General features: G+C 64.5%; 22 protein-coding genes. 7 read left to right on the top strand and 15 right to left on the bottom strand.

The features are described from left to right. Positions 1–644: 644 nt before the first annotated feature. The 8 genes from gatB to rpsU all read right to left on the bottom strand — a co-directional run bounded on the left by gatB (position 645) and on the right by rpsU (position 6,596). Positions 645–2,147: an Asp-tRNA(Asn)/Glu-tRNA(Gln) amidotransferase subunit GatB gene (gatB, locus tag V2S85_RS13135; RefSeq protein ID WP_330703302.1), complete on the bottom strand. Its 1,503-nt coding sequence runs from the start codon at positions 2,145–2,147 to the stop codon at positions 645–647. A 1-nt stretch (position 2,148) separates the two neighbouring features. After that, positions 2,149–2,529: a type II toxin-antitoxin system VapC family toxin gene (locus V2S85_RS13130; RefSeq protein WP_330703301.1), complete on the bottom strand. Its 381-nt coding sequence runs from the start codon at positions 2,527–2,529 to the stop codon at positions 2,149–2,151. Positions 2,530–2,555: 26 nt separating this feature from the next. Further along, positions 2,556–2,843, bottom strand: a complete 288-nt coding sequence (locus V2S85_RS13125; RefSeq protein ID WP_330703300.1) for an AbrB/MazE/SpoVT family DNA-binding domain-containing protein — start codon at positions 2,841–2,843, stop codon at positions 2,556–2,558. 207 nt (positions 2,844–3,050) lie between these two features. After that, positions 3,051–4,535: an Asp-tRNA(Asn)/Glu-tRNA(Gln) amidotransferase subunit GatA gene (gatA, locus tag V2S85_RS13120; RefSeq protein WP_330703299.1), complete on the bottom strand. Its 1,485-nt coding sequence runs from the start codon at positions 4,533–4,535 to the stop codon at positions 3,051–3,053. 133 nt (positions 4,536–4,668) lie between these two features. Continuing rightward, positions 4,669–4,971, bottom strand: coding sequence for an Asp-tRNA(Asn)/Glu-tRNA(Gln) amidotransferase subunit GatC (gatC, locus tag V2S85_RS13115; protein ID WP_008832562.1), 303 nt, complete (start codon positions 4,969–4,971; stop codon positions 4,669–4,671). Between the two features lie 201 nt (positions 4,972–5,172). Next, complete coding sequence (locus V2S85_RS13110) at positions 5,173–5,661, bottom strand: FKBP-type peptidyl-prolyl cis-trans isomerase (protein ID WP_330703298.1); 489 nt, start codon at positions 5,659–5,661, stop codon at positions 5,173–5,175. Then, positions 5,658–6,224, bottom strand: coding sequence for an FKBP-type peptidyl-prolyl cis-trans isomerase (locus tag V2S85_RS13105; protein ID WP_330703297.1), 567 nt, complete (start codon positions 6,222–6,224; stop codon positions 5,658–5,660). The genes V2S85_RS13110 and V2S85_RS13105 overlap by 4 nt, the downstream gene beginning before the upstream one ends. 165 nt (positions 6,225–6,389) lie before the next feature. After that, complete coding sequence (gene rpsU, locus V2S85_RS13100; protein WP_008832565.1) at positions 6,390–6,596, bottom strand: 30S ribosomal protein S21; 207 nt, start codon at positions 6,594–6,596, stop codon at positions 6,390–6,392. 223 nt (positions 6,597–6,819) lie between these two features. Between rpsU and V2S85_RS13095 the strand changes: the two genes are divergently transcribed. Genes V2S85_RS13095 through V2S85_RS13065 form a run of 7 tightly spaced genes read left to right on the top strand, consistent with a single transcriptional unit; the run spans position 6,820 to position 10,755 of the window. Continuing rightward, positions 6,820–7,053 (top strand): type II toxin-antitoxin system Phd/YefM family antitoxin, encoded by a 234-nt coding sequence (locus tag V2S85_RS13095; RefSeq protein ID WP_008832566.1) that lies wholly within the window; start codon positions 6,820–6,822, stop codon positions 7,051–7,053. Beyond that, complete coding sequence (locus V2S85_RS13090; RefSeq protein WP_330703296.1) at positions 7,050–7,436, top strand: type II toxin-antitoxin system VapC family toxin; 387 nt, start codon at positions 7,050–7,052, stop codon at positions 7,434–7,436. The genes V2S85_RS13095 and V2S85_RS13090 overlap by 4 nt, the downstream gene beginning before the upstream one ends. Before the next feature lie 41 nt (positions 7,437–7,477). Further along, the gene (gene crcB, locus V2S85_RS13085) at positions 7,478–7,885 is read left to right on the top strand and encodes a fluoride efflux transporter CrcB (RefSeq protein WP_008832568.1); all 408 of its coding nucleotides are present in this window, start codon (positions 7,478–7,480) and stop codon (positions 7,883–7,885) included. Then, positions 7,882–9,183, top strand: coding sequence for an RluA family pseudouridine synthase (locus V2S85_RS13080; protein WP_330703295.1), 1,302 nt, complete (start codon positions 7,882–7,884; stop codon positions 9,181–9,183). The genes crcB and V2S85_RS13080 overlap by 4 nt, the downstream gene beginning before the upstream one ends. Beyond that, positions 9,180–9,830 carry an HAD-IA family hydrolase gene (locus tag V2S85_RS13075; RefSeq protein ID WP_330703294.1) on the top strand — a complete coding sequence of 217 codons (651 nt, stop codon included), beginning with the start codon at positions 9,180–9,182 and terminating at the stop codon, positions 9,828–9,830. The genes V2S85_RS13080 and V2S85_RS13075 overlap by 4 nt, the downstream gene beginning before the upstream one ends. Further along, positions 9,827–10,066, top strand: coding sequence for a hypothetical protein (locus tag V2S85_RS13070; RefSeq protein ID WP_330703293.1), 240 nt, complete (start codon positions 9,827–9,829; stop codon positions 10,064–10,066). The genes V2S85_RS13075 and V2S85_RS13070 overlap by 4 nt, the downstream gene beginning before the upstream one ends. Further along, complete coding sequence (locus V2S85_RS13065) at positions 10,063–10,755, top strand: ATP12 family chaperone protein (RefSeq protein ID WP_330703292.1); 693 nt, start codon at positions 10,063–10,065, stop codon at positions 10,753–10,755. Before V2S85_RS13070 ends, V2S85_RS13065 begins: the two co-directional genes overlap by 4 nt. Before the next feature lie 81 nt (positions 10,756–10,836). On the opposite strand, the gene V2S85_RS13060 is transcribed toward V2S85_RS13065, so the two are convergent. The 7 genes from V2S85_RS13060 to lon all read right to left on the bottom strand — a co-directional run bounded on the left by V2S85_RS13060 (position 10,837) and on the right by lon (position 18,787). Further along, positions 10,837–11,391, bottom strand: coding sequence for an outer membrane protein (locus V2S85_RS13060; RefSeq protein WP_330703291.1), 555 nt, complete (start codon positions 11,389–11,391; stop codon positions 10,837–10,839). A gap of 280 nt (positions 11,392–11,671) precedes the next feature. Then, positions 11,672–12,430 (bottom strand): alpha/beta fold hydrolase, encoded by a 759-nt coding sequence (locus V2S85_RS13055; RefSeq protein ID WP_330703290.1) that lies wholly within the window; start codon positions 12,428–12,430, stop codon positions 11,672–11,674. Between the two features lie 19 nt (positions 12,431–12,449). Beyond that, positions 12,450–12,893 (bottom strand): GFA family protein, encoded by a 444-nt coding sequence (locus tag V2S85_RS13050; protein ID WP_330703289.1) that lies wholly within the window; start codon positions 12,891–12,893, stop codon positions 12,450–12,452. Further along, positions 12,890–13,429, bottom strand: coding sequence for a DUF1993 domain-containing protein (locus V2S85_RS13045; RefSeq protein WP_330703288.1), 540 nt, complete (start codon positions 13,427–13,429; stop codon positions 12,890–12,892). The genes V2S85_RS13050 and V2S85_RS13045 overlap by 4 nt, the downstream gene beginning before the upstream one ends. A 68-nt stretch (positions 13,430–13,497) precedes the next feature. Beyond that, positions 13,498–14,523 (bottom strand): aspartate-semialdehyde dehydrogenase, encoded by a 1,026-nt coding sequence (locus V2S85_RS13040; RefSeq protein ID WP_330703287.1) that lies wholly within the window; start codon positions 14,521–14,523, stop codon positions 13,498–13,500. Positions 14,524–14,616: 93 nt separating this feature from the next. Then, positions 14,617–16,080: a DUF418 domain-containing protein gene (locus tag V2S85_RS13035; protein WP_330703286.1), complete on the bottom strand. Its 1,464-nt coding sequence runs from the start codon at positions 16,078–16,080 to the stop codon at positions 14,617–14,619. Positions 16,081–16,378: 298 nt separating this feature from the next. Further along, complete coding sequence (gene lon / locus V2S85_RS13030) at positions 16,379–18,787, bottom strand: endopeptidase La (RefSeq protein WP_330703285.1); 2,409 nt, start codon at positions 18,785–18,787, stop codon at positions 16,379–16,381. Positions 18,788–18,996: the final 209 nt, after the last annotated feature.

Genomic DNA, 18,996 nt, shown 5'->3' with positions numbered 1-18,996 from the left:
ACACATGGCAGGACTTGGGACGACCATCCCGGATAGCCATCGGCTGATAACGCTGCGAGCCCTAACAGACGGCCACATGGGACACTTCGATGGAATACAGGTCGAGCCGGGCTGACCACCGCTACCCGGCCGCTCGCCAGAGCAGGTGGAAAACAAAACCCCGCGTCCCGACTTGGACGCTCCCGACGCCGACCCGATGTTCACTCTCGGTTGCGTTGATTTCCCCCGGCGTAAGGCCCGCACTCGCCAGCGGGCATTGCCGTATGTGCAAACCGATCCCGCCTTCGCGGGGATGACGAAGATAGATGCGAATACTTCCGGAAAACTGCAAAGGCCCGACACCGCGCGCTCCACTGTGGCGCAATGCCGGGCCCCCTCACCCCCCCAGGTGAGCTCGTGCAGCGCACGGAGCCAGATGCCCCGCCTCGCCGAACGCGCGAACGATGCCCCTTGAGCACGTCAGCGCGAAATTGTTGGAAAGACCCCCCCGGTCTTCGCGCAATCGATAGCACCCCAAATTGCGAATACAAGCGGATTATTGCGAACAGTCCTTTCCCGGGACAACAAGAGTTGCACAGCGGGCACAAAAAAGCCGCCGGACCGAAGAAACGGCGCGGCGGCTTTTTCGTGAGGCTTGTTAAGCGTCAGCCCAGCTTGGCTTTCAGTATCTCGTTGACGACCTGCGGGTTGGCCTTGCCCTGCATCGCCTTCATCGTCTGGCCGACGAAGAAGCCGAACAGCGCGACCTTGCCGTCACGGTACTGCGCAACCTTGTCGGCGTTGGCGGCGAGGATCTCGTCCACCTTGCCCTCGATGGCGCCGGTGTCCGATTCCTGCTTGAGCCCCTCGCGCTCGACGATGGCTTCGGCGCCGTCGCCGGTCTCCAGCATGATCTCCAGCACCTGCTTGGCGATCGAGCCCGAGATCGTACCCTTGCCGACCAGCGCCAGCAGTTCGGCGGCCTGCGCATGGCTGACCGGCGAATCCTCGAGGCTCTTGCCCAGCTTGTTGAGCGCGCCGAAGAACTCCGAGATCAGCCAGTTCGCTGCCTGCTTGGCGACTTCGGCGGGCGCCTTGCCCTGCGCCGAAGCGGTCTCGGCCAGCAGCGCCTCGAACCACTGGAACGTGTCAACGTCGGTGGTCAGCACCGCGGCATTGTAGGCCGACAGCCCCAGTTCGCCTTCATAGCGCGCACGCTTGGCGTCCGGCAGTTCGGGCAGCGAGGCGCGGCACGCCTCCAGGAACGCATCGTCCAGTTCCAGCGGCAGCAGGTCGGGATCGGGGAAGTAGCGATAGTCGTGCGCGTCTTCCTTCGAGCGCATCGAGCGGGTGGTGCCGCTGTTCGGGTCGAACAGGCGGGTTTCCTGCACGATCTTGCCGCCGCCCTCGATCACGTCGACCTGGCGGTTCGCCTCGTGCTCGATCGTCTGCATGACGAAGCGCACCGAGTTGACGTTCTTGGTCTCGGTGCGAGTGCCGAACTCGTCACCCGGCTTGCGGACCGAGACGTTGACGTCGCAGCGCATCGAGCCCTGGTCCATGTTGCCGTCGCACGAGCCGACATAGCGCAGGATCGTGCGCAGCTTGGCGACATAGGCGCCGGCCTCTGCGGGTGAGCGCATGTCCGGACGGCTGACGATCTCCATCAGCGCCACGCCCGAACGATTGAGGTCGACGTAGGACATCGTCGGGTGCTGATCGTGCATCAGCTTGCCCGCATCCTGCTCGACGTGGATGCGCTCGATGCCGATGATCTTGTCCTCGGGGATACCCGCCTTCTCGTCCGCCTCGATCGTCAGCGAGCCTTCGCCGACGAGCGGGTGGTAGAGCTGGCTGATCTGGTAGCCCTGCGGAAGATCGGCATAGAAGTAGTTCTTCCGATCGAAGCGCGACCACTTGTTGATCTGCGCGTCGATCGCCATGCCGGTGCGCACCGCCTGACGGATGCACTCACCGTTCGGCACCGGCAGCATGCCCGGCATCGCCGCATCGATCAGCGAGACCTGCGTGTTCGGCTCCGCGCCGAACGCCGTCGCCGAGCCGGAGAACAGCTTGGAATTGGACGTGACCTGCGCATGGACTTCGAGGCCGATCACGACCTCCCAGTCCCCGGTGGCGCCCTGGATGCGATAGGTGGAAGTGGACATCTCAAGCCTTACTTGTGTCGATGTACGGGTCGATCAAGTCGACCTCGGGAAAATACGTCGCGAACCCCTTACGGTCCCGCGTGACAATAGGCCAGCCCCGGTTCGCCGCCTGCGCGCCGATCAGGAAATCGGGCAGGATGCTGGTGCGGACGCCGCCGTTGCGCCGGTATTGCCTGTATGCCATTCCGGCCCGGTGGCAATCGGGCAGCGACAGCCGCACGATTTTCAGACCGAATCCTTCGAACAGGTCGGCAACGTCCTGCGCGGAACCGTAATTGCCGGAAATCTCGGCGAAGATGATCTCGTTGACGAACAGGTCGCTTGCCGCGCCCAGATCGGCGATCCGCTGGTGGAAATAGTCGGGAGCGCGGTTGCCAAGCATGTCGATGACGACATTCGAATCGAAGATCACACTTCCGGCCCGTCGCCGCGCATCATGCGCTGGTATTCGAGCCCGTCCATGTCCGGCTCCAGCGCCTTGCCCGCAAATTTCGCTCGCGTTTCTTGCAGGCGGCCCAGAAATGCTTCCTTGCGCGCTTCGATCCGCGCCGGATCGTCGGCACGGATGATACGGGCATTGCCGTCACCGTCCAACTCGAACGCCACCGCCTGACCGGGCTTGAGGCCCAGCGCATCGCGGATGTCCTTGGGCACCGTGACCTGGCCCTTGACCGTCATGTTGGACTCGAACTTCACGGCGGAAGTATTACCTCTCGCCCGCATTACCGTCAACGCAGCGACTGGGCCGATGCCTCCGTTTCGGACGTAGGACCCCATGGCGCGAGCGGGGCGGCGCGTCCGCCTTCGCAGGCGCCTCACGCCGCCGCGCGGCCTTTTCGCGCGAGGGCCGCACGAACAGGTCGTCCAGCCCTTCAAGGGCTGAGACGACCAGTTCGAACCAGCTTACCACCACTTGTCCGGCTTCGCCGCAAACGCCGCGCGGCCTTCGATGGCCAGTCCTGCGTTCAGCACGCCCTGCTCGTCCAGCGGGCGGCCGATGATCTGGAGACCCAGCGGCAGCCCCTGCGCGTCGAGGCCGGCCGGCACCGACATGGCAGGCAGGCCCGCCAGCGAGGCCGGGACCGTGAACACGTCGTTGAGGTACATCGCGATCGGGTCTTCGTTGCTTTCGCCAAGGGCAAAGGCAGCGCTCGGCGCGGTCGGGGTCAGGAGGACGTCGACCTGCTCGAACGCCTTCGTGAAGTCCTGCGAGATCAGCGCGCGCACCTTCTGCGCCTTGGTATAATAGGCGTCGTAGAAGCCCGCCGACAGCACGTAAGTGCCGATCAGGATGCGGCGCTTGACCTCCGCCCCGAAGCCGTCGGCGCGGGTGGCGGCGTACATGTCCTGCAGGCCAGCACCATCGGGCAGGTCGCGCAGGCCATAGCGCACGCCGTCATAGCGCGCGAGGTTGGACGAGGCTTCTGCAGGCGCGATGATGTAGTAGGTCGCCAGCGCGTACTGCGTGTGCGGCAGCGAGACTTCGACCACGTCGGCGCCGGCGTCCTTGAGCCAGGCGATCCCCTGCTCCCAGATCGCCTCGATCTCGGCAGGCATGCCCTCGACGCGGTATTCCTTCGGGATGCCGACCTTCTTGCCCTTGAGGTCGCCCGAGAGCGCGGCGGTCCAGTCCGGCACCGGCAGGTTCAGGCTGGTCGCGTCCTTGGGGTCGAACCCGGCCATGCTTTCCAGCAGGATCGCGCAGTCGGTGACGTCGCGGGCCATCCCGCCCGCCTGATCGAGCGAGCTGGCATAGGCCACCACGCCCCAGCGCGAGCAGCGCCCGTAAGTCGGCTTGATGCCCGTGGTGCCGGTGTAGGCGGCGGGCTGGCGGATCGAGCCGCCGGTGTCCGTGCCGGTGGCGGCAGGCACAAGGCGTGCCGCGATCGCCGCCGAGGAGCCGCCCGAGGAACCGCCCGCCGTCAGCGGCGCATTGCTGCCGGGGCGACGCCAGGGCGACACGACCGAGCCGAAATGGCTGCTCTCGTTCGAGGAGCCCATCGCGAACTGATCGAGGTTGAGCTTGCCCAGCAAGCCCGCACCCGCATCCCACAGCTTCTGCGAGACGGTCGATTCGTACTGCGGCACGAAGCCTTCGAGGATGTGGCTGGCCGCGGTGGTCTGGACGCCAGTGGTGGCGAACAGGTCCTTCATGCCGATCGGCACGCCGCCCATCGGACCCAGCGCTTCGCCGGCGGCGCGCCTGGCGTCGATGGTCTTCGCGGCGGCGATCGCGTGGTCGGGGGTGGCGACGATGAAGGCGTTCAGCGCGTCCTGCGCCGCCGCGACGTTGGCGTTGAACGCCTCGGCCACTTCGACGGCGGAGAAAGTTCCGGCGGCGACGCCGTCGCGGATGGCGGCTACGCCAAGGTCGGTAATGTCAGTCATGCTGCATTCCAGATTTTGTGTGCTGCCCGTGCTTGCTTCGACAAGCTCAGCATGAGCGGGGATAGATTCAAAGTCCCTCTCCCCCAACTCCGCTCATCCTGAGCTTGTCGAAGGATCGGGATAATCCAAAGGCTTATTCGATCACCTTGGGCACGCCGAAGAAGCCGTGCTGCGCGGCGGGCGCATTGGCCAGCACCGCGTCGCGCTTGTCGCCGCCGGTCAGCGGGTCGGCGTCGATCACGTCGTCGCGCAGGCGCAGGGTGTTGGGGATCACGGCGGTCATCGGCTCGACACCGTCGGTGTCGACCTGCCCGAGTTGCTCCACCCAGGCGAGGATGCCGTTCAGTTCGGGCACCATGGCCTCGAGTTCCTGCTCGCTCACCTTGATGCGCGCGAGGCTGGCGATCTTCGCCACGGTTGCGGTATCGACCGACATGGCTTTCCCTTTACGGTTGAGCCCGCCGCGCATGGAAGCACGGCGGGCGGAAATTCGATAGCGGTGCGCTAGCAGCGGGGCGGCGCGGCTTCAAGTTCCCTGCCCCACCTTCGTCATCGCGAGGCCCGAAGGGCCGTGGCGATCCAGAGCAACGGCACCGCCCTGGATTGCTTCGCTACGCTCGCAATGACGAGCGACGTGTCACTGCGCGGGCTTGGCTGCCTCGCCCTGCTGCTGGGCCGCCTGCGCCTGCATCTGCGCCATCATCGCCTGGATTTCCTCAGGCGTCTTGAAGTCGAGCAGGTCGATCTCGAAGACCAGCGTGGAATTCGCCGGGATCGGGCCGGATGCCTGCGCGCCGTAGCCCAGTTCAGGCGGAATGGTCAGGCGATAGCGCCCGCCGCGCTCCATCTGGAGCAACCCTTGCGCGAAGCCGGGGACGACCTCGTCCAGCGCCATCGGCATCTGTTCGTTCTGGTCGAACACGGTGCCGTCCTGCAGCATGCCCCTGTAGTTGATGAGCACGTAGCCATGCTCGGGCGGCTTGCCGCCGGTGCCGGCCTTGATCGCCTCGACCTTGACTTGCGGAGCCGCAGGCGTCGCGGCCGGGGCAGCGGGCTTCGGGGCAGCTTGCGCGAACACAGCCGAGGGCGCTGCCACGAGGAGCAGCGCCGCGATCGCTGCCTTCACTGCGCCGGAGCCGGAGCAGCCGGTGCTTCCGCGCCCGGAGGCATCGCACCCGGAACGCCGCCCGGAGCACCCGCGCCGCCCTGCATCTGCTGGAGCTGCTGCAGGATCTGCTGCTGCTGGCGGATTTCGGCAAGGCTCTTGTAGTCGATCAGCTCGACTTCGAACTTGAGGTCGGCGTTCGCGGGGATCGGCGAACCGGCGGGCGGGTTGGCGCCGTAAGCCAGCTCGGCGGGAATCGTAACGTCGTACTTGCCACCGCGCTGCATCTTCATCAGCGCCTTGGAGAAGCCGGGCACGAACTGCGCGACGGGGTTGGGGTAGTTCTTGTTTTCGTCGAACACCTTGCCGTCGGTCAGCATGCCTTTGTAGTTGATGAGCACGACGTCTTCCATCGTCGGCGAGGCGCCGGTGCCGGCGGCCAGCGTCTTGACGGTGGGCGCGGGCGGCAGCGCGGCATAGGCCACACCGGCCGAGGCCAGAGCGATCGCGACGACACCGATCCAGATCTTGGAAACGGCGCCCTTTTCGATCGGCTGCAGCGCAACGCGGGTGATCTCTGTCATCGTCTGTGGCCCTCGTATTCTTTTGAAGCGCCCGGGCTGGCATCCCTTGCAGATGCACAAAGGGCGCGGAATGGTGATTCCGCGCCCTCATGGCTCAACCCGGCGCGGCATTCAAGCCGCTGATCCAGATTTAAAGGTGCCCTGCGCCAAAGCGCAGGAAAGCTCTTACTTGGAGCCGTCGCGCTCGGCGCGCTTGCGCTCAAGCTTGCGAGCGCGGCGAACGGCGGCAGCCTTTTCGCGAGCGCGCTTTTCCGACGGCTTCTCGAAGTGACGGCGCAGCTTCATCTCACGATATACGCCTTCACGCTGCAGCTTCTTCTTGAGCGCACGAAGAGCCTGATCGACGTTGTTGTCGCGGACGAGAATCTGCATAAACCGAAACACCTCACAAAACAGACGAAGCCGCCACGCATCCGGTTCGGCGCGGCGTGCTGCGAATCTAGAGCCAATAAAAGGCCGCCGCCGGACTCGGAGGCAGCTGATTGAGCGGCCCGTTAGCAAAGGGACGGCTCGAAGACAAGACCAATCACCCGCAAAGCCTGCAGCTTGCCGCAATGCATGTCCTTAGCTATATATCTGGCTAAGGAGCATCACGATGACTCAGGTTTCCGTCCACGAGGCCAAGACCAACCTATCCCGCCTGATCGTCAGCGTGCTGGCGGGCGAAGAAGTGGTGATCGCACGCGGCAACGTTCCTGCCGTGCGTCTGGTCCCGATAAATCCGATCGGCGAACGCAAGTTCGGCGCGCTCAAGGGCGCGATCAGCGTGGACGATGCCTTCTTCGAGCCACTTCCCGCTGATGAACTCGGCGCCTGGAACCTCGATTGAAGCTGCTGCTCGACACGCACACACTGATCTGGTGGCTGGCGGGCGACGATCATCTTTCGGTTCGCGCCCGTGAAGCGATCGCCGACACCGCCAACACTGTCGCCGTCAGTGCGGCTTCCGCAATGGAGGTCGCCACCAAGCACCGGATCGGCAAGCTGGACGGCGCGGCCATGCTCGCGCGGGATTTCGAAAGCATCATCGCGGCGCAAGGGTTCGACGAACTGGCGATCAGCATCACGCATGCCCGCCTCGCCGGGCAGATGAACATCGCGCACAAGGACCCGTTCGACCGCCTGCTGATTGCACAGGCGCAGGCCGAAGACATGGTGCTCATTTCCAACGAAGCGCTGTTCGACGGATTTGCAGTGCAGCGGCTCTGGTAGGGCGGATTGGAATTCCGGCGATTCGCGGCTAAGGCGGCGCCATGCCCCAACCTTCCTTTATACTGGCCTCTCTCTATGTGGCCCTCGGCGGCGCGTTCGGCTCGTGGCTGCGCTTCCTCGTCGGGCGCGGCTGGACCGCTGCGCTCGGCCCGGTGCGCGCGGGCGTCTTTCCTTATGGCACCCTCACCGTCAATGTCGTGGGAAGCCTGCTGATGGGACTGGTGACCGGCTGGTTCGCCCGTCATGGCAATACCGGCGAAGGCACCCGCCTGTTCGTCACCGTGGGCGTGCTCGGCGGCTTCACGACGTTCTCGTCGATGAGCCTCGATTTCGCCACCTTGATCCAGCGGGGCGAGATCGCCACCGCTGCCTTTTATACCGCCCTGTCACTGCTCGCCGGATTCGGCGGCCTGTTCCTCGGCCTTTTTGTTATGCGGAGCGTGGCATGAGCAATATCGATATCGTCCGTCAATTCACCGTCGGTCAGGATGACGACGGCGTCCGCCTCGACCGCTGGTTCAAGCGGCACTTGCCCAAGGTGGGCTTCGCGATGGTCTCGCGCTGGGCGCGCACCGGCCAGATTCGCGTCGACGGCAAGCGCGCCGACGTCGACACCCGGCTGGAAGCGGGCCAGACCCTGCGCGTGCCGCCCGGCGGCGAGCAGAAGGCTTCGGCGAGCGGCGAACGCCCCCGCCGCGAACTGACCGAGGCCGAGATCGAACTCGCCGACTCGATGGTGCTGACGCAGGACCGCGCCGCGATCGTGCTCAACAAGCCGCCGGGCCTCGCCACGCAGGGCGGCTCGGGCATGAAGGAGCACGTCGACGGCCTGCTCGACGCCTATGTCGAGAAGGGACCGCGCCCGCGCCTCGTCCACCGACTCGACAAGGACACCTCGGGCGTCCTGCTGATCGCCCGCACGCCGGGCAGCGCGGCGTTCTTCTCCAAGCGGTTCTCAGGGAGGACCGCCAAGAAGATCTACTGGGCGCTGGTGGTCGGCGTGCCGAGCATCAACGACGGCATGATCGAACTGCCTCTCGCCAAGCAGCCGGGCACCGGCGGCGAGAAGATGCACGTGGACGAGAAGGAAGGGCAGACCGCCCGCACCCGCTACCGCGTGATCGACCGCGCCGGCAACCGCGCCGCCTGGGTCGAGCTGCACCCGCTGACCGGCCGCACCCACCAGCTGCGCGTCCACATGGCGGCGATCGGCCACCCGATCGTGGGTGATGGAAAGTACGGCGGCCAGGAGGCGTTCCTGACCGGCTCGATCAGCCGCAAGATGCACCTCCACGCACGCCGCCTCTTGATCGAGCACCCGGACGGCGCCCCGCTGGACGTCACCGCCCCTCTCCCTGAGCACTTCGCCAATTCGCTGGAGCAACTGGGTTTCGTCGAATCGGAAGGCGACACCGAGATCGAGGCTCCAGCCGAGTTCACCAAGGAAGACCAGAAGAAGGCCGCCAAGCAGCACGCCAAGGAATACCGCAAGGAACGCCGGGGCGAGCGCCGCAAGCGCGCCGAAGGTCCGTCGTCCGGCCAGAACCGCACGGGTAAGCCCTCGGCGCGGCCCGGCAGCAAGGCGGCCGGCAAGCCTTTGGGCAAGCCGGGCGGGAAGACGTTCGCCAAGCCCGGCGCCAAAGCGGGCGCAAAGCCGGGCGGCAGGCCCGGTGCGAAGTCCGGTCCGAAGCCGGGCGGCGCCGGGGCACGCTCCGGCGGCGGCGCACCGCGAGGCCGCAGCCGGTGAAACTCGCCGTCTTCGACTGCGACGGCACGCTGGTGGACGGGCAGGCGCCGATCTGTGAAGCGATGGAGGCGGCCTTCGCCGCCTTCTCGCTGCCTGCGCCGACACGCGGAGCGATCCGGCGGGCGGTCGGACTGTCGCTGCCGCAGTCCATACGCCAGCTTCTGCCCGAGTCGGACGCTGACCAGCAACACGCCATGGCCGAGGCCTACAAGCTCTCGTTCCGCACCGCGCGCGAACAGGGCCGCGTGGCGCAGCCGCTGTTTCCCGGGATCGAGGATACCCTGCGCGGCCTCCATGCCGCCGGTTGGACGCTGGGCGTAGCCACCGGCATGTCCGACCGGGGGCTCGGCTTCTGCCTTGAGGCCAACGGCATCGCCGACCTCTTCGTGACGCTCCAGACCGCCGACCGCCACCCCTCCAAACCGCATCCGGCGATGCTGGAGCAGGCACTGCTCGAAGCGGGCGCGCAAGCGACGGATGCGGTGATGATCGGCGACACCGCCTACGACATGCAGATGGCGGCAACGGCTCACGTCCGCGCCGTCGGTGTCGACTGGGGCTATCATCACCCCCGCGAACTGATCGAGGCCGGCGCCGAGGCCGTGATGGAAACCCCTCGGCAGTTGCTGCAGCACCTCACCGCATGACCAACCTTCCCACCCCGCACGATCCTGCGAAAGCCCGATTCTTCATCATCAACGTGGTTCGCATGGGCGGCGTAATGTTCGTGGTGCTGGGCATGCTGGTCGCCACTGGCCGCATCTGGACCGAGGAGTTGGGATCGGGCGGCAAGTGGGTCGGCTACCTGCTGCTCGTCTTCGGGCTGGTCGACACGCTCATCCTACCGCTCCTTCTCACGCGAAAGTGGCGCACACCGAAATGAAGCGATTCTACAAGCACGCCGCCACTGAAGCGATCGACGGCGGCTGGCGGGCAACCCTTGACGGCCGCCCCATCCGAACCGCCGGGCGGCGCCCGCAGATCGTCCCGGCCCAGGCCCTCGCCGAAGCGCTGGCCGCCGAATGGGCCAGACAGGGCGAGACCATCGACACTACGTCATTCCATTACCGCGACCTCGTCGATTTCACGATCGACGCCGTCGCACCCGCGCGCGAAACCGTCATCGATGAACTGCTTCCCTACGCCGAGACGGATACGCTGTGCTATCGCGCGGATCCGGACGAGCACCTCTACAAACGCCAGCTGGAAATCTGGGAACCCCTGCTTTCGGCGGCAGAGGCACGCCTCGGCGTCGAATTCGCGCGTATCTCCGGGATCATGCACAAGGCCCAGCCGGCCGGAACGCTGACCCGCCTGCGCGGTGAACTGGAAGCGTGCAGCGATTTCGAACTCGCCGCGCTCAAGATGCTTTCGAGTCTTGCCGCCTCGCTGGTCATCGCGCTGGAGGCGATCCGTCCCGAAGCCGATCCGCAAGCCCTCTGGAGAGCCGCGGAACTCGAAGCCGACTGGCAGGTCGAGCAATGGGGCGATGATTGGGAAGCGGCCGAACGCCGCGCAGCCCACTTCGAGGCATTCACGCTGGCGATTTCGCTCGCCGCACTCTCGCGCTGACGGCAAAAGCCCGCCCCGGCGCAAACCGGGGCGGGCCCTCCTGTAGGCCCGGCCGCCCGAAGGCGACCGGGCGATCCGGGATCAGAACTTCGCGCCGAGCGCGATCACGGCGCCGTGGCGGCTGACGTCGTACTGGTAGTTCGAGTAGCGGTACTCGGCCTTGACGAAGAACTTGTCGTTGATGTCGTACTGATAGCCGGCACCGAGACGGAAGCCGTCGAGGTCCGAGCGCACGCCAGCGACACCGTCGACGCCGTCATCGTAGTAGTTCACTTCGGCACGGGCATTGGCATAGCCGCCCATCACGTACAGCTTGCTCTGTTCGGTGAGGCTGGTGCCCAGACGTGCCAGCACGGCGACGTCGCGACCCGCTTCGAGGCAGATCTTCTCGCCGGCGTCGCGCGCGCAGCGCTTGGTCTCGCTGTCGGCATAAGTCGCCTGGACGCCAACGAACATCCCGCCCGACAGCGGCATGTCGTAGCCCACGGTGGCGCCGTAACCGATGTTCGCTTCGGATTCGCCCTCGGCCGAAACGACGTCGAGACCAGCTTCGGCCTGGACGAATGCCTGGGCCTGGGCAACGGCGGGGACGGCGAACAGCGCGGCGACGAGGCCGACGGCGGCGAACTTCTTCATGGTATGCTCCTGCAAATTCTTGTCGCACCCCCGCCTTGCCGGCGGTGGGAGGTGGCCCTCTAGCGACATGGAATCTCTAGGAAAACCTGATTCCTCAACGATGAGGCAAGGCTTGCTGCGATGCGGCAAAAATACAACAAATCCATAAACCGCAAGAATTCGCATCTTCGCGGACCAAGGGCTTTTCATTCGTTTGCAGGATATCGATCAATGTGATGACAGGTTTATTTTCAACCTTCGGCCCTTGATAATCATCTCGACAATTCCAAGCCATACCGTTTCAGCCAAGATATTCGGATATTGCCCGGCCCAGATCCTTGAAAGTCACCGAGGACATGTGATTGCCCGGCACTTCCGCATAAGTGCCCTGCGGCAGCGCCTCGGCCAGTTCGCGCGCCGAACCGTTATCCTGATCGTCGGCGCCGCACACGCACAGCGTCGGCATCGTTACTTGCGCGATAGCGTCGGGCGCCGTGTCGTCCACCGATCCTAGCAGCAGCCGCGCGGCGACACGGTCGATCTTCATCGACTTCATGAAAGCCTGTGCCACGAAGGCCTTGTCGCCCCGCTCGATCGTTCCGAAGCGGTCGATGGCATCGACGAAGTGCGCGCTACGCCGCGCCCAGCCCGACAGACCGGTCAGGCCCATGCCGCCGAGCACCAGCCGGCGCGGCGTCAGCCCTGCCAGCACCCCGCGCACGACCGTACGGGCGCCGAGCGAGAAACCGCCCAGATCATAGTCGGCGATGCCGATCTCCGCGATCACTGCCTTGAGATCGCGCACCAGAACATCGGCGGGATAAGCCTCGGGGTCATGCGGTGCGTCGCTCTGCCCATGCGCGCGCAAGTCGGGCATGAAGAGTTCGAAACCGGCATCGGCGAGAATGCGGGCATTGCCGAACTTGATCCAGTTCACCTCGGCGCTCGAAAAGAGGCCGTGCAGCAGCACCAACGGCCGCCCACCAGGCTCGCCCATCACATGCAGGGCAAGCTTCGCCCCGCCGAAGCCTTCGACGAACTGGGTCTTCACATCGCTCACGGGCAAACTCGCTTTCGAACTATTCCGGCGGCTCGAGACCGGCGGCCTTCCATCGATCCATGACGCTCGCATTCTCGTCACTGGTCATGCCGGGCAAGTGCCGCACGTCGGTCCATGCCGTCAACATGCTTTCGGTTGCATAATTCTGGCTTGGTCGGAACGGCGTGGGATCATCGAAGCTGCCGACAGTGAGGTCCATGTTCTCGCCATCGAGGAAGGCGAACCCCAGAGGCGTTCCACAGGTCGAGCAGAACGGGCGATGCGCGATGGGCGAGGATCGATACCAGTCTGGCTCGGCCTCCCATTTCACGGCGGATTGCGGCGCATTCACGAACGCGATCGAAACACCACCAGTGGCCCGCCTGCACATGCGGCAATGGCATAGATAGGCCTTCTCGGGCTCGACCTCGGCAGAATAGCGGATGCGGCCGCACTGGCAGCCACCGGCCAGGGTAGTGCTCATGACACCGGCTCGGCAGCCAGCGGCCGGATGTCGCCGCCGATGTGCCGCATGAAATCCGCCTTGCCGAGAGGAACACCCTTCATGCGCAGGATCGCATAGGCCGTGGTCAGGTGGAAATAGAGGTTCGGCAGGATCCAGTCGTCGAGATAACGCTGCGCGGGCAGTTCGAGATAGACGCCCATCCCTTCGAGCACGATCCGCTTGGCATCCGGCGTGATGGCCGCAACTTCCGCAGACAGCAGCGCGATCGTATTCGCCAGCATCGTACGGGCCTCGGACCAACCGGCCACGGCCGGCACTTCGTTGGGAAGGTCCGCCTCGCGGCCCCAGGCGACGAACTGCAGCGGCTGCGTGCACGTCCCAGCCACCTGCCAGGCCAGAGGGTGCATGTCTCCGGCCAGTCGCGCCGCCGCCAGATCATCCAGCGAGATACCGGACTGTCCCGCCCATTCCTCCGCCTTGTCCAGCACCGCCGACAGCGTCTCCAGCCGCCAGGCCAACAGTTCGAGGGCGTTCTTCGTCTCGGCGGCGTCCATGCAATCCTCCATCCTGGTGTCAGGTGAGGCTTAAGTGGATACCGCCGGGCCGAATGCAAGCGAGCCCGTCAGCCCTTCTGGAGGTGCCGCCGTCCCAGCAGTTCCGCGATCTGCACCGCGTTGAGCGCGGCGCCTTTCCGCAGGTTGTCCGAAACGCACCACAGCGCCAGACCGTTCTCCACCGTGGAGTCCTCGCGCACGCGGCTCACGTAAGTCGCGCCATCGCCCACCGCCTCCACGGGCGTCACGTATCCGCCGTCCTCGCGCTTGTCGACGAGCATGACGCCCGGCGCCTCGCGCAGGATATCCTGCGCTTCCTCGGCGCTGATCTCATTCTCAAATTCGATGTTGAGCGCCTCGGAGTGTCCGACGAAGACCGGCACGCGCACGCAGGTGGCCTGCACCTTGATCTTCGGATCGAGGATCTTCTTGGTCTCGACCACCATCTTCCACTCTTCCTTGGTGGAGCCATCGTCGAGGAAGACGTCGATGTGGGGGATCACATTGAAGGCGATCTGCTTGGTGAACTTGCGCGGCACCACCGGGTCGCCGACGAAGATCGCGCGGCTCTGCTCGAACAGTTCGTCCATGCCCACCTTCCCCGCGCCCGAAACCGACTGGTAGGTGGAGACGACAACCCGCTTGATCTTCGCCTTGTCGTGCAGGGGCTTCAGCGCCACCACCATCTGCGCGGTCGAGCAGTTGGGGTTGGCGATGATGTTCTTCGCCTTGTAGCCGTCGATCGCCTCGGGATTCACCTCGGGCACGATCAGCGGCACGTCCGGATCCATGCGGTAGAGCGAGGAATTGTCGATTACAATGCAGCCCTGCGCTGCCGCCTTGGGCGCATAGACCTTGGTGGGCGCAGAACCCGCCGCGAACAGCGCGATGTCCCAGCCGGTGAAGTCGAAATGCTCGACGTTCTTGACCTTGAGCATCCGGCCGGTGTCCCCGTACTCGACCTCGGTTCCCACGGAGCGGGAGGAGGCGACGGCAGCGATCTCGTCTGCCGGGAATTCACGCTCGGCCAGGATGTTGAGCATTTCGCGGCCGACATTCCCCGTCGCACCGACGACGACAACCCGGTAACCCATCGCAAATTCCTTCTGGAGACGCGCCCGGGCAAGCGGGCGCCGACACGCCCGGCGGGTTACCCGTCCGCGCCGCTCAGGGCAAGCTGCGAAGCCTCACGTCGGCGTTGCCGCAGGCGCAGCCGCGGATAGTAGCTGATCCGGTGAAGCAGGCCCCTCCGGCATGCGCCGGCGCACGAATGGCTGGCGCTTGCCATACGTCAGCGAACGCCAGACCCATTCGAGCGGGCCGCCGAGATAGAACCGCAGCCAGACGTTGGCGAGAACCAGCATCCCCAGGTCGATCACGGTGGCCGCCACCACAAGGCCGGTCCAGCCGAACCGCCCCCACAATCCCAGCCCCCATGGCGCGAAGACGAACCAAAGCGTCACCACGCTGGTCAGGATGTAGATCGAGAATGCCGTGCGACCCGCCGCCTTGAAAGGGGTCAGGATCGTGCCGCCCAAGGCCGTCTTCATGAGTGCGTTGAGCAAGCCGACATGCCCCAGCGTAACCGTCAGGCGCGCAAATTCGCCAAAGATCATTCCGGGCGGCGGCCATGGCGTGAACCTGTATATCTGCGCCACGTCCCACGCCCGCAAACCGCAACCCACCGCGTAGCAGGTAATGGCCAGGACGACATAGAAACTCATCGACCGCTCGCCCTGGATGACACCCCATTTGAACAGGGCCATCCCCAGGCACATCGCCGCAGTCGCCTCCAGCACGGTGAAGAACGTGCCATTGCCGTCACCGAACACCTTGTTCCAGATGAACCATGCGAACATCACGTATTCATGCGGCCCGCCCTCGCGCGCCTTGCGCTCAGCGTCGATGGCCGCCTGATCTTCCTTGGGAGGAGGCTTGGAGAGGTCGTGCGCGTCGATCTTCTCCTGCCACTTCTGGAGCGTCTTGGTATCTTCGGCAGACAGCTTCACGCCTTCGGCGCGCTGCTTCTGCAACGCCTCGACCTTGTGAATGCGCTCGATCCGCTCGCTATATCCGATCACCCCGTCGCCACCGGGCCAGCCAACCGCCATGAGCGCCGCAAACGCCAGGCCCATGGCCATCAGCACCTTGGGCGGCGCCATGCGAAACGTGAACAGCAGCAAGGCCGAAAGGCCGTAGACGAGCAGGATATCCCCGACCCAGCCGATCAAGAAGATATCGATCAACCCGAACAGCACCAGCAACAGGTTGCGCCGGCAATAGAGGTCGGCGACGCGGACCGGATCATCAGGTTTCATGGCCTTGGCGGTAAAGATCAGCACCCCCGCGCCGAACAGGAATTCGAAAAGCCCGCGCTGGGTGCCATCCCAGAAGATCTGGATCACCGCCCAGGTCACCTGGTCCGTCGACGTCCACGACAATCGACGTATGTCGTGCATCCACGACGACACGTTAGTGCCCATGAAAGGGATGTTCATGTAGAGAATGCCGAGGATCGCGATCCCGCGCATGAGGTCGATCACGTCGATCCGCGCGCGCGCCCGAACAGGCCCAAACTCAGTCCCTGCCCCCGCCATGGCTGCCCTCACCTGCGTTTCCAGGAAACTATGCAAAGCAGTATCAGTCGTCAATCAAGTGATTTGTCCATCACCGGTGACATATTCGGTTAAAAATGTGACCCGCAATCGTGACGATATAAATGTAGATGGCCACAAAACGCATCTAAATTGAGCACAATCAATTACTAACATGATATACATCATAGCACTGATTCAATTTGGCTACTGAGCGCTGGAAAAAGAAATCCCAGGCATCGTACCTTCTCGTTTTCTCCCGATCGCAACGATGGTGATGACGAAGCAAAAAGGGGTTCCGAAGCATATCCGCTTCGGAACCCCTTTTGTCCAACCTCTGACCCTGCGGAAAAGATCAGTGCGCGGTGGCACCCTGGGCCGCGGTATGCGGCGGAGGTGCCGCAGCCAGTTCGTCTGCTTCGGTCCATTCGATCGCGGTAAGCGGTTCGGTCAGCGCCTTGGCGAGAACCTCGTCGACATGGCTGACAGGTATGATCTCCAACCCTTGCTTCACGTTATCGGGAATTTCGGCGAGATCCTTGCGGTTCTCCTCAGGGATCAGCACCAGGCTGATGCCGCCGCGCAGCGCCGCCAGCAGCTTTTCCTTCAGGCCACCGATCGGCAGGACACGGCCGCGCAGGGTGACTTCGCCGGTCATGGCGACGTCCTTGCGCACCGGATTGCCGGTCAGCGTCGAGACGATCGAGGTCACCATGCCGATGCCGGCCGAAGGACCGTCCTTAGGTACCGCGCCCTCCGGAAGATGGATGTGAATATCCTTCTTCTGAAAGACACTCGGCTTGATGCCGTAGTGCGGCGAACGGGCGCGCACGAAGCTGAACGCGGTCGAAATCGATTCGTTCATCACGTCGCCCAGCTTGCCGGTCGCCTTGATGTTGCCCTTGCCAGGCACGGTCACGCTCTCGATGGTCAGCAGTTCGCCGCCTACTTCGGTCCAGGCAAGGCCAGTGACGGCACCCACCTGATGCTCTTCCTCACCCACGCCATGGCGGAATTTCCGCACCCCGGCGAATTCGTCGAGGTTTTCCGGCGTAATGGTGACGGTCTTGACCTTGCCCTCTAGTATCTGCCGCAGCGACTTGCGCGCCAGCCGCGCGACCTCACGCTCCAGCGTACGCACGCCGGCTTCGCGGGTATAGTAGCGGATCAGGTCGCGCAGGCCTTCCTGCGTCAGCGTGAACTCGCCCTTCTTGAGGCCGTGCGCCTCCACCTGCTTGCGGATCAGATGCCGCTCTGCGATCTCGACTTTCTCGTCCTCGGTGTAACCCTCCAGACGGATGATTTCCATGCGATCGAGCAGCGGCTGCGGCAGGTTCAGGCTGTTCGCGGTGCACACGAACATCACATCCGACAGGTCGATGTCGAGTTCCAGATAGTGATCCTGGAATTTCGCGTTCTGTTCGGGGTCGAGCACTTCGAGCAGCGCCGACGCCGGATCGCCGCGGAAGTCCTGGCCCAGCTTGTCGATCTCATCGAGCAGGAACAGCGGGTTGGACTTGCCCGCCTTGCGCAGGTTGGTCACGATCTTGCCCGGCAGCGAGCCGATGTACGTACGGCGGTGGCCGCGAATCTCGGCCTCGTCGCGCACGCCGCCCAGCGACTGGCGGATGAATTCGCGCCCCGTCGCCTTGGCGATCGACTTGCCCAGCGAGGTCTTGCCCACGCCCGGGGGCCCGACGAGGCACAGGATCGGACCCTTCAGCTTGTTGGTGCGCGCCTGCACCGCCAGATACTCGACGATGCGGTCCTTGACCTTGTCGAGCGCGTAGTGATCGGCGTCGAGGATTTCCTGCGCCGAGGAAATGTCGCGCTTCAGCTTGCTCTTCTTGCCCCAGGGCAGGCCCAGCAGCACGTCGAGGTAGTTGCGGATGACGGTCGCCTCGGCGCTCATCGGCTGCATCGACTTGAGCTTCTTCAGCTCGGTGACGGCCTTTTCCTTGGCTTCCTTGGAGAGCTTGGTCTTCTCGATCCGCTCGGCCAGTTCCTGAAGCTCGTTGGCTTCGTCGCCCTCGCCGCCGCCCAGTTCGGACTGGATCGCCTTGAGCTGTTCGTTGAGGTAATATTCGCGCTGGGTCTTTTCCATCTGGCGCTTCACGCGGCCGCGAATCTTGCGCTCCACCTGCAGGACGCCGAGTTCGCCCTCCATGAAGGAATAGACCATTTCCAGCCGCTTGAGCGGGTCGGATTCGGACAGCACGGCCTGCTTGTCGGACACCTTGGCCGACAACTGCGCGGCGACGGTGTCCGCCAGCTTGGCCGCATCCTCGATGTCGCCGAGCTGCTCGCCCGCGTCTTGGCTCAGCTTCTTGTTCAGCTTGGCGTATTCGTTGAACTGGTCGACGACGGTACGCATCATCGCCTCGACTTCGGTGCCTTCGGCCTCGGTCGGGTCGATCGGCTCGACCCCGGCGACGAGCATCTCGCCCTCGTCCGTGGTTTCCGAGCGCAGGGTTTCGAGGCGCGCACGATCCTGCCCTTCGACCAGCACGCGCACAGTGCCGTCCGGCAGCTTGAGCAGTTGCAGGACGCTGGCGATCACGCCGGTGTCGTACAGGTCATCGCGGTCCGGATCGTCGCAGCCCGGATCGAGCTGGGCGAGGAGGAAGATGTCCTTGTCGCCGGCCATCGCCGCTTCGAGCGCGGCCACGGATTTTTCACGGCCCACGAAAAGGGGCACGACCATGCCCGGGAAGACGACGATGTCACGCAGCGGCAGAAGCGGAAGCAGGTTCAATGCACTCATCCAATCATCACGCGCGGGGACTGCATCGTGGCCTCACCCCGGCTTACCCGGCAGGATATGGGGGCTTTGCGCCGCCTTGCAATCTTTTCGAGGCGAAAGGCCGTGGAAACCCGCCTGTCCGCTGGGGGAAACTACCCCCTTCGCGCGATGAACTCATCAAAGGGTGGGTCCGATTCCGAGGTATAATGGCGCGAACCGCACCGTTTCAG

It is taken from the genome of Novosphingobium resinovorum, from assembly GCF_036352595.1.
Lineage (GTDB): Bacteria > Pseudomonadota > Alphaproteobacteria > Sphingomonadales > Sphingomonadaceae > Novosphingobium > Novosphingobium resinovorum_B.
This window is presented reverse-complemented; position numbering and strand designations above follow the sequence as displayed.

What these genes read in the sequence shown, in the direction of transcription:
- gatB (WP_330703302.1), bottom strand. Translation starts at nt 2,147, where the DNA reads ATGTCCACTTCCACCTATCGCATCCAGGGCGCCACCGGGGACTGGGAG.
- V2S85_RS13130 (WP_330703301.1), bottom strand. Translation starts at nt 2,529, where the DNA reads ATGCTTGGCAACCGCGCTCCCGACTATTTCCACCAGCGGATCGCCGAT.
- gatA (WP_330703299.1), bottom strand. Translation starts at nt 4,535, where the DNA reads ATGACTGACATTACCGACCTTGGCGTAGCCGCCATCCGCGACGGCGTC.
- gatC (WP_008832562.1), bottom strand. Translation starts at nt 4,971, where the DNA reads ATGTCGGTCGATACCGCAACCGTGGCGAAGATCGCCAGCCTCGCGCGC.
- V2S85_RS13105 (WP_330703297.1), bottom strand. Translation starts at nt 6,224, where the DNA reads ATGACAGAGATCACCCGCGTTGCGCTGCAGCCGATCGAAAAGGGCGCC.
- rpsU (WP_008832565.1), bottom strand. Translation starts at nt 6,596, where the DNA reads ATGCAGATTCTCGTCCGCGACAACAACGTCGATCAGGCTCTTCGTGCG.
- V2S85_RS13095 (WP_008832566.1), top strand. Translation starts at nt 6,820, where the DNA reads ATGACTCAGGTTTCCGTCCACGAGGCCAAGACCAACCTATCCCGCCTG.
- crcB (WP_008832568.1), top strand. Translation starts at nt 7,478, where the DNA reads ATGCCCCAACCTTCCTTTATACTGGCCTCTCTCTATGTGGCCCTCGGC.
- V2S85_RS13080 (WP_330703295.1), top strand. Translation starts at nt 7,882, where the DNA reads ATGAGCAATATCGATATCGTCCGTCAATTCACCGTCGGTCAGGATGAC.
- V2S85_RS13070 (WP_330703293.1), top strand. Translation starts at nt 9,827, where the DNA reads ATGACCAACCTTCCCACCCCGCACGATCCTGCGAAAGCCCGATTCTTC.
- V2S85_RS13065 (WP_330703292.1), top strand. Translation starts at nt 10,063, where the DNA reads ATGAAGCGATTCTACAAGCACGCCGCCACTGAAGCGATCGACGGCGGC.
- V2S85_RS13060 (WP_330703291.1), bottom strand. Translation starts at nt 11,391, where the DNA reads ATGAAGAAGTTCGCCGCCGTCGGCCTCGTCGCCGCGCTGTTCGCCGTC.
- V2S85_RS13050 (WP_330703289.1), bottom strand. Translation starts at nt 12,893, where the DNA reads ATGAGCACTACCCTGGCCGGTGGCTGCCAGTGCGGCCGCATCCGCTAT.
- V2S85_RS13045 (WP_330703288.1), bottom strand. Translation starts at nt 13,429, where the DNA reads ATGGACGCCGCCGAGACGAAGAACGCCCTCGAACTGTTGGCCTGGCGG.
- V2S85_RS13040 (WP_330703287.1), bottom strand. Translation starts at nt 14,523, where the DNA reads ATGGGTTACCGGGTTGTCGTCGTCGGTGCGACGGGGAATGTCGGCCGC.
- lon (WP_330703285.1), bottom strand. Translation starts at nt 18,787, where the DNA reads ATGAGTGCATTGAACCTGCTTCCGCTTCTGCCGCTGCGTGACATCGTC.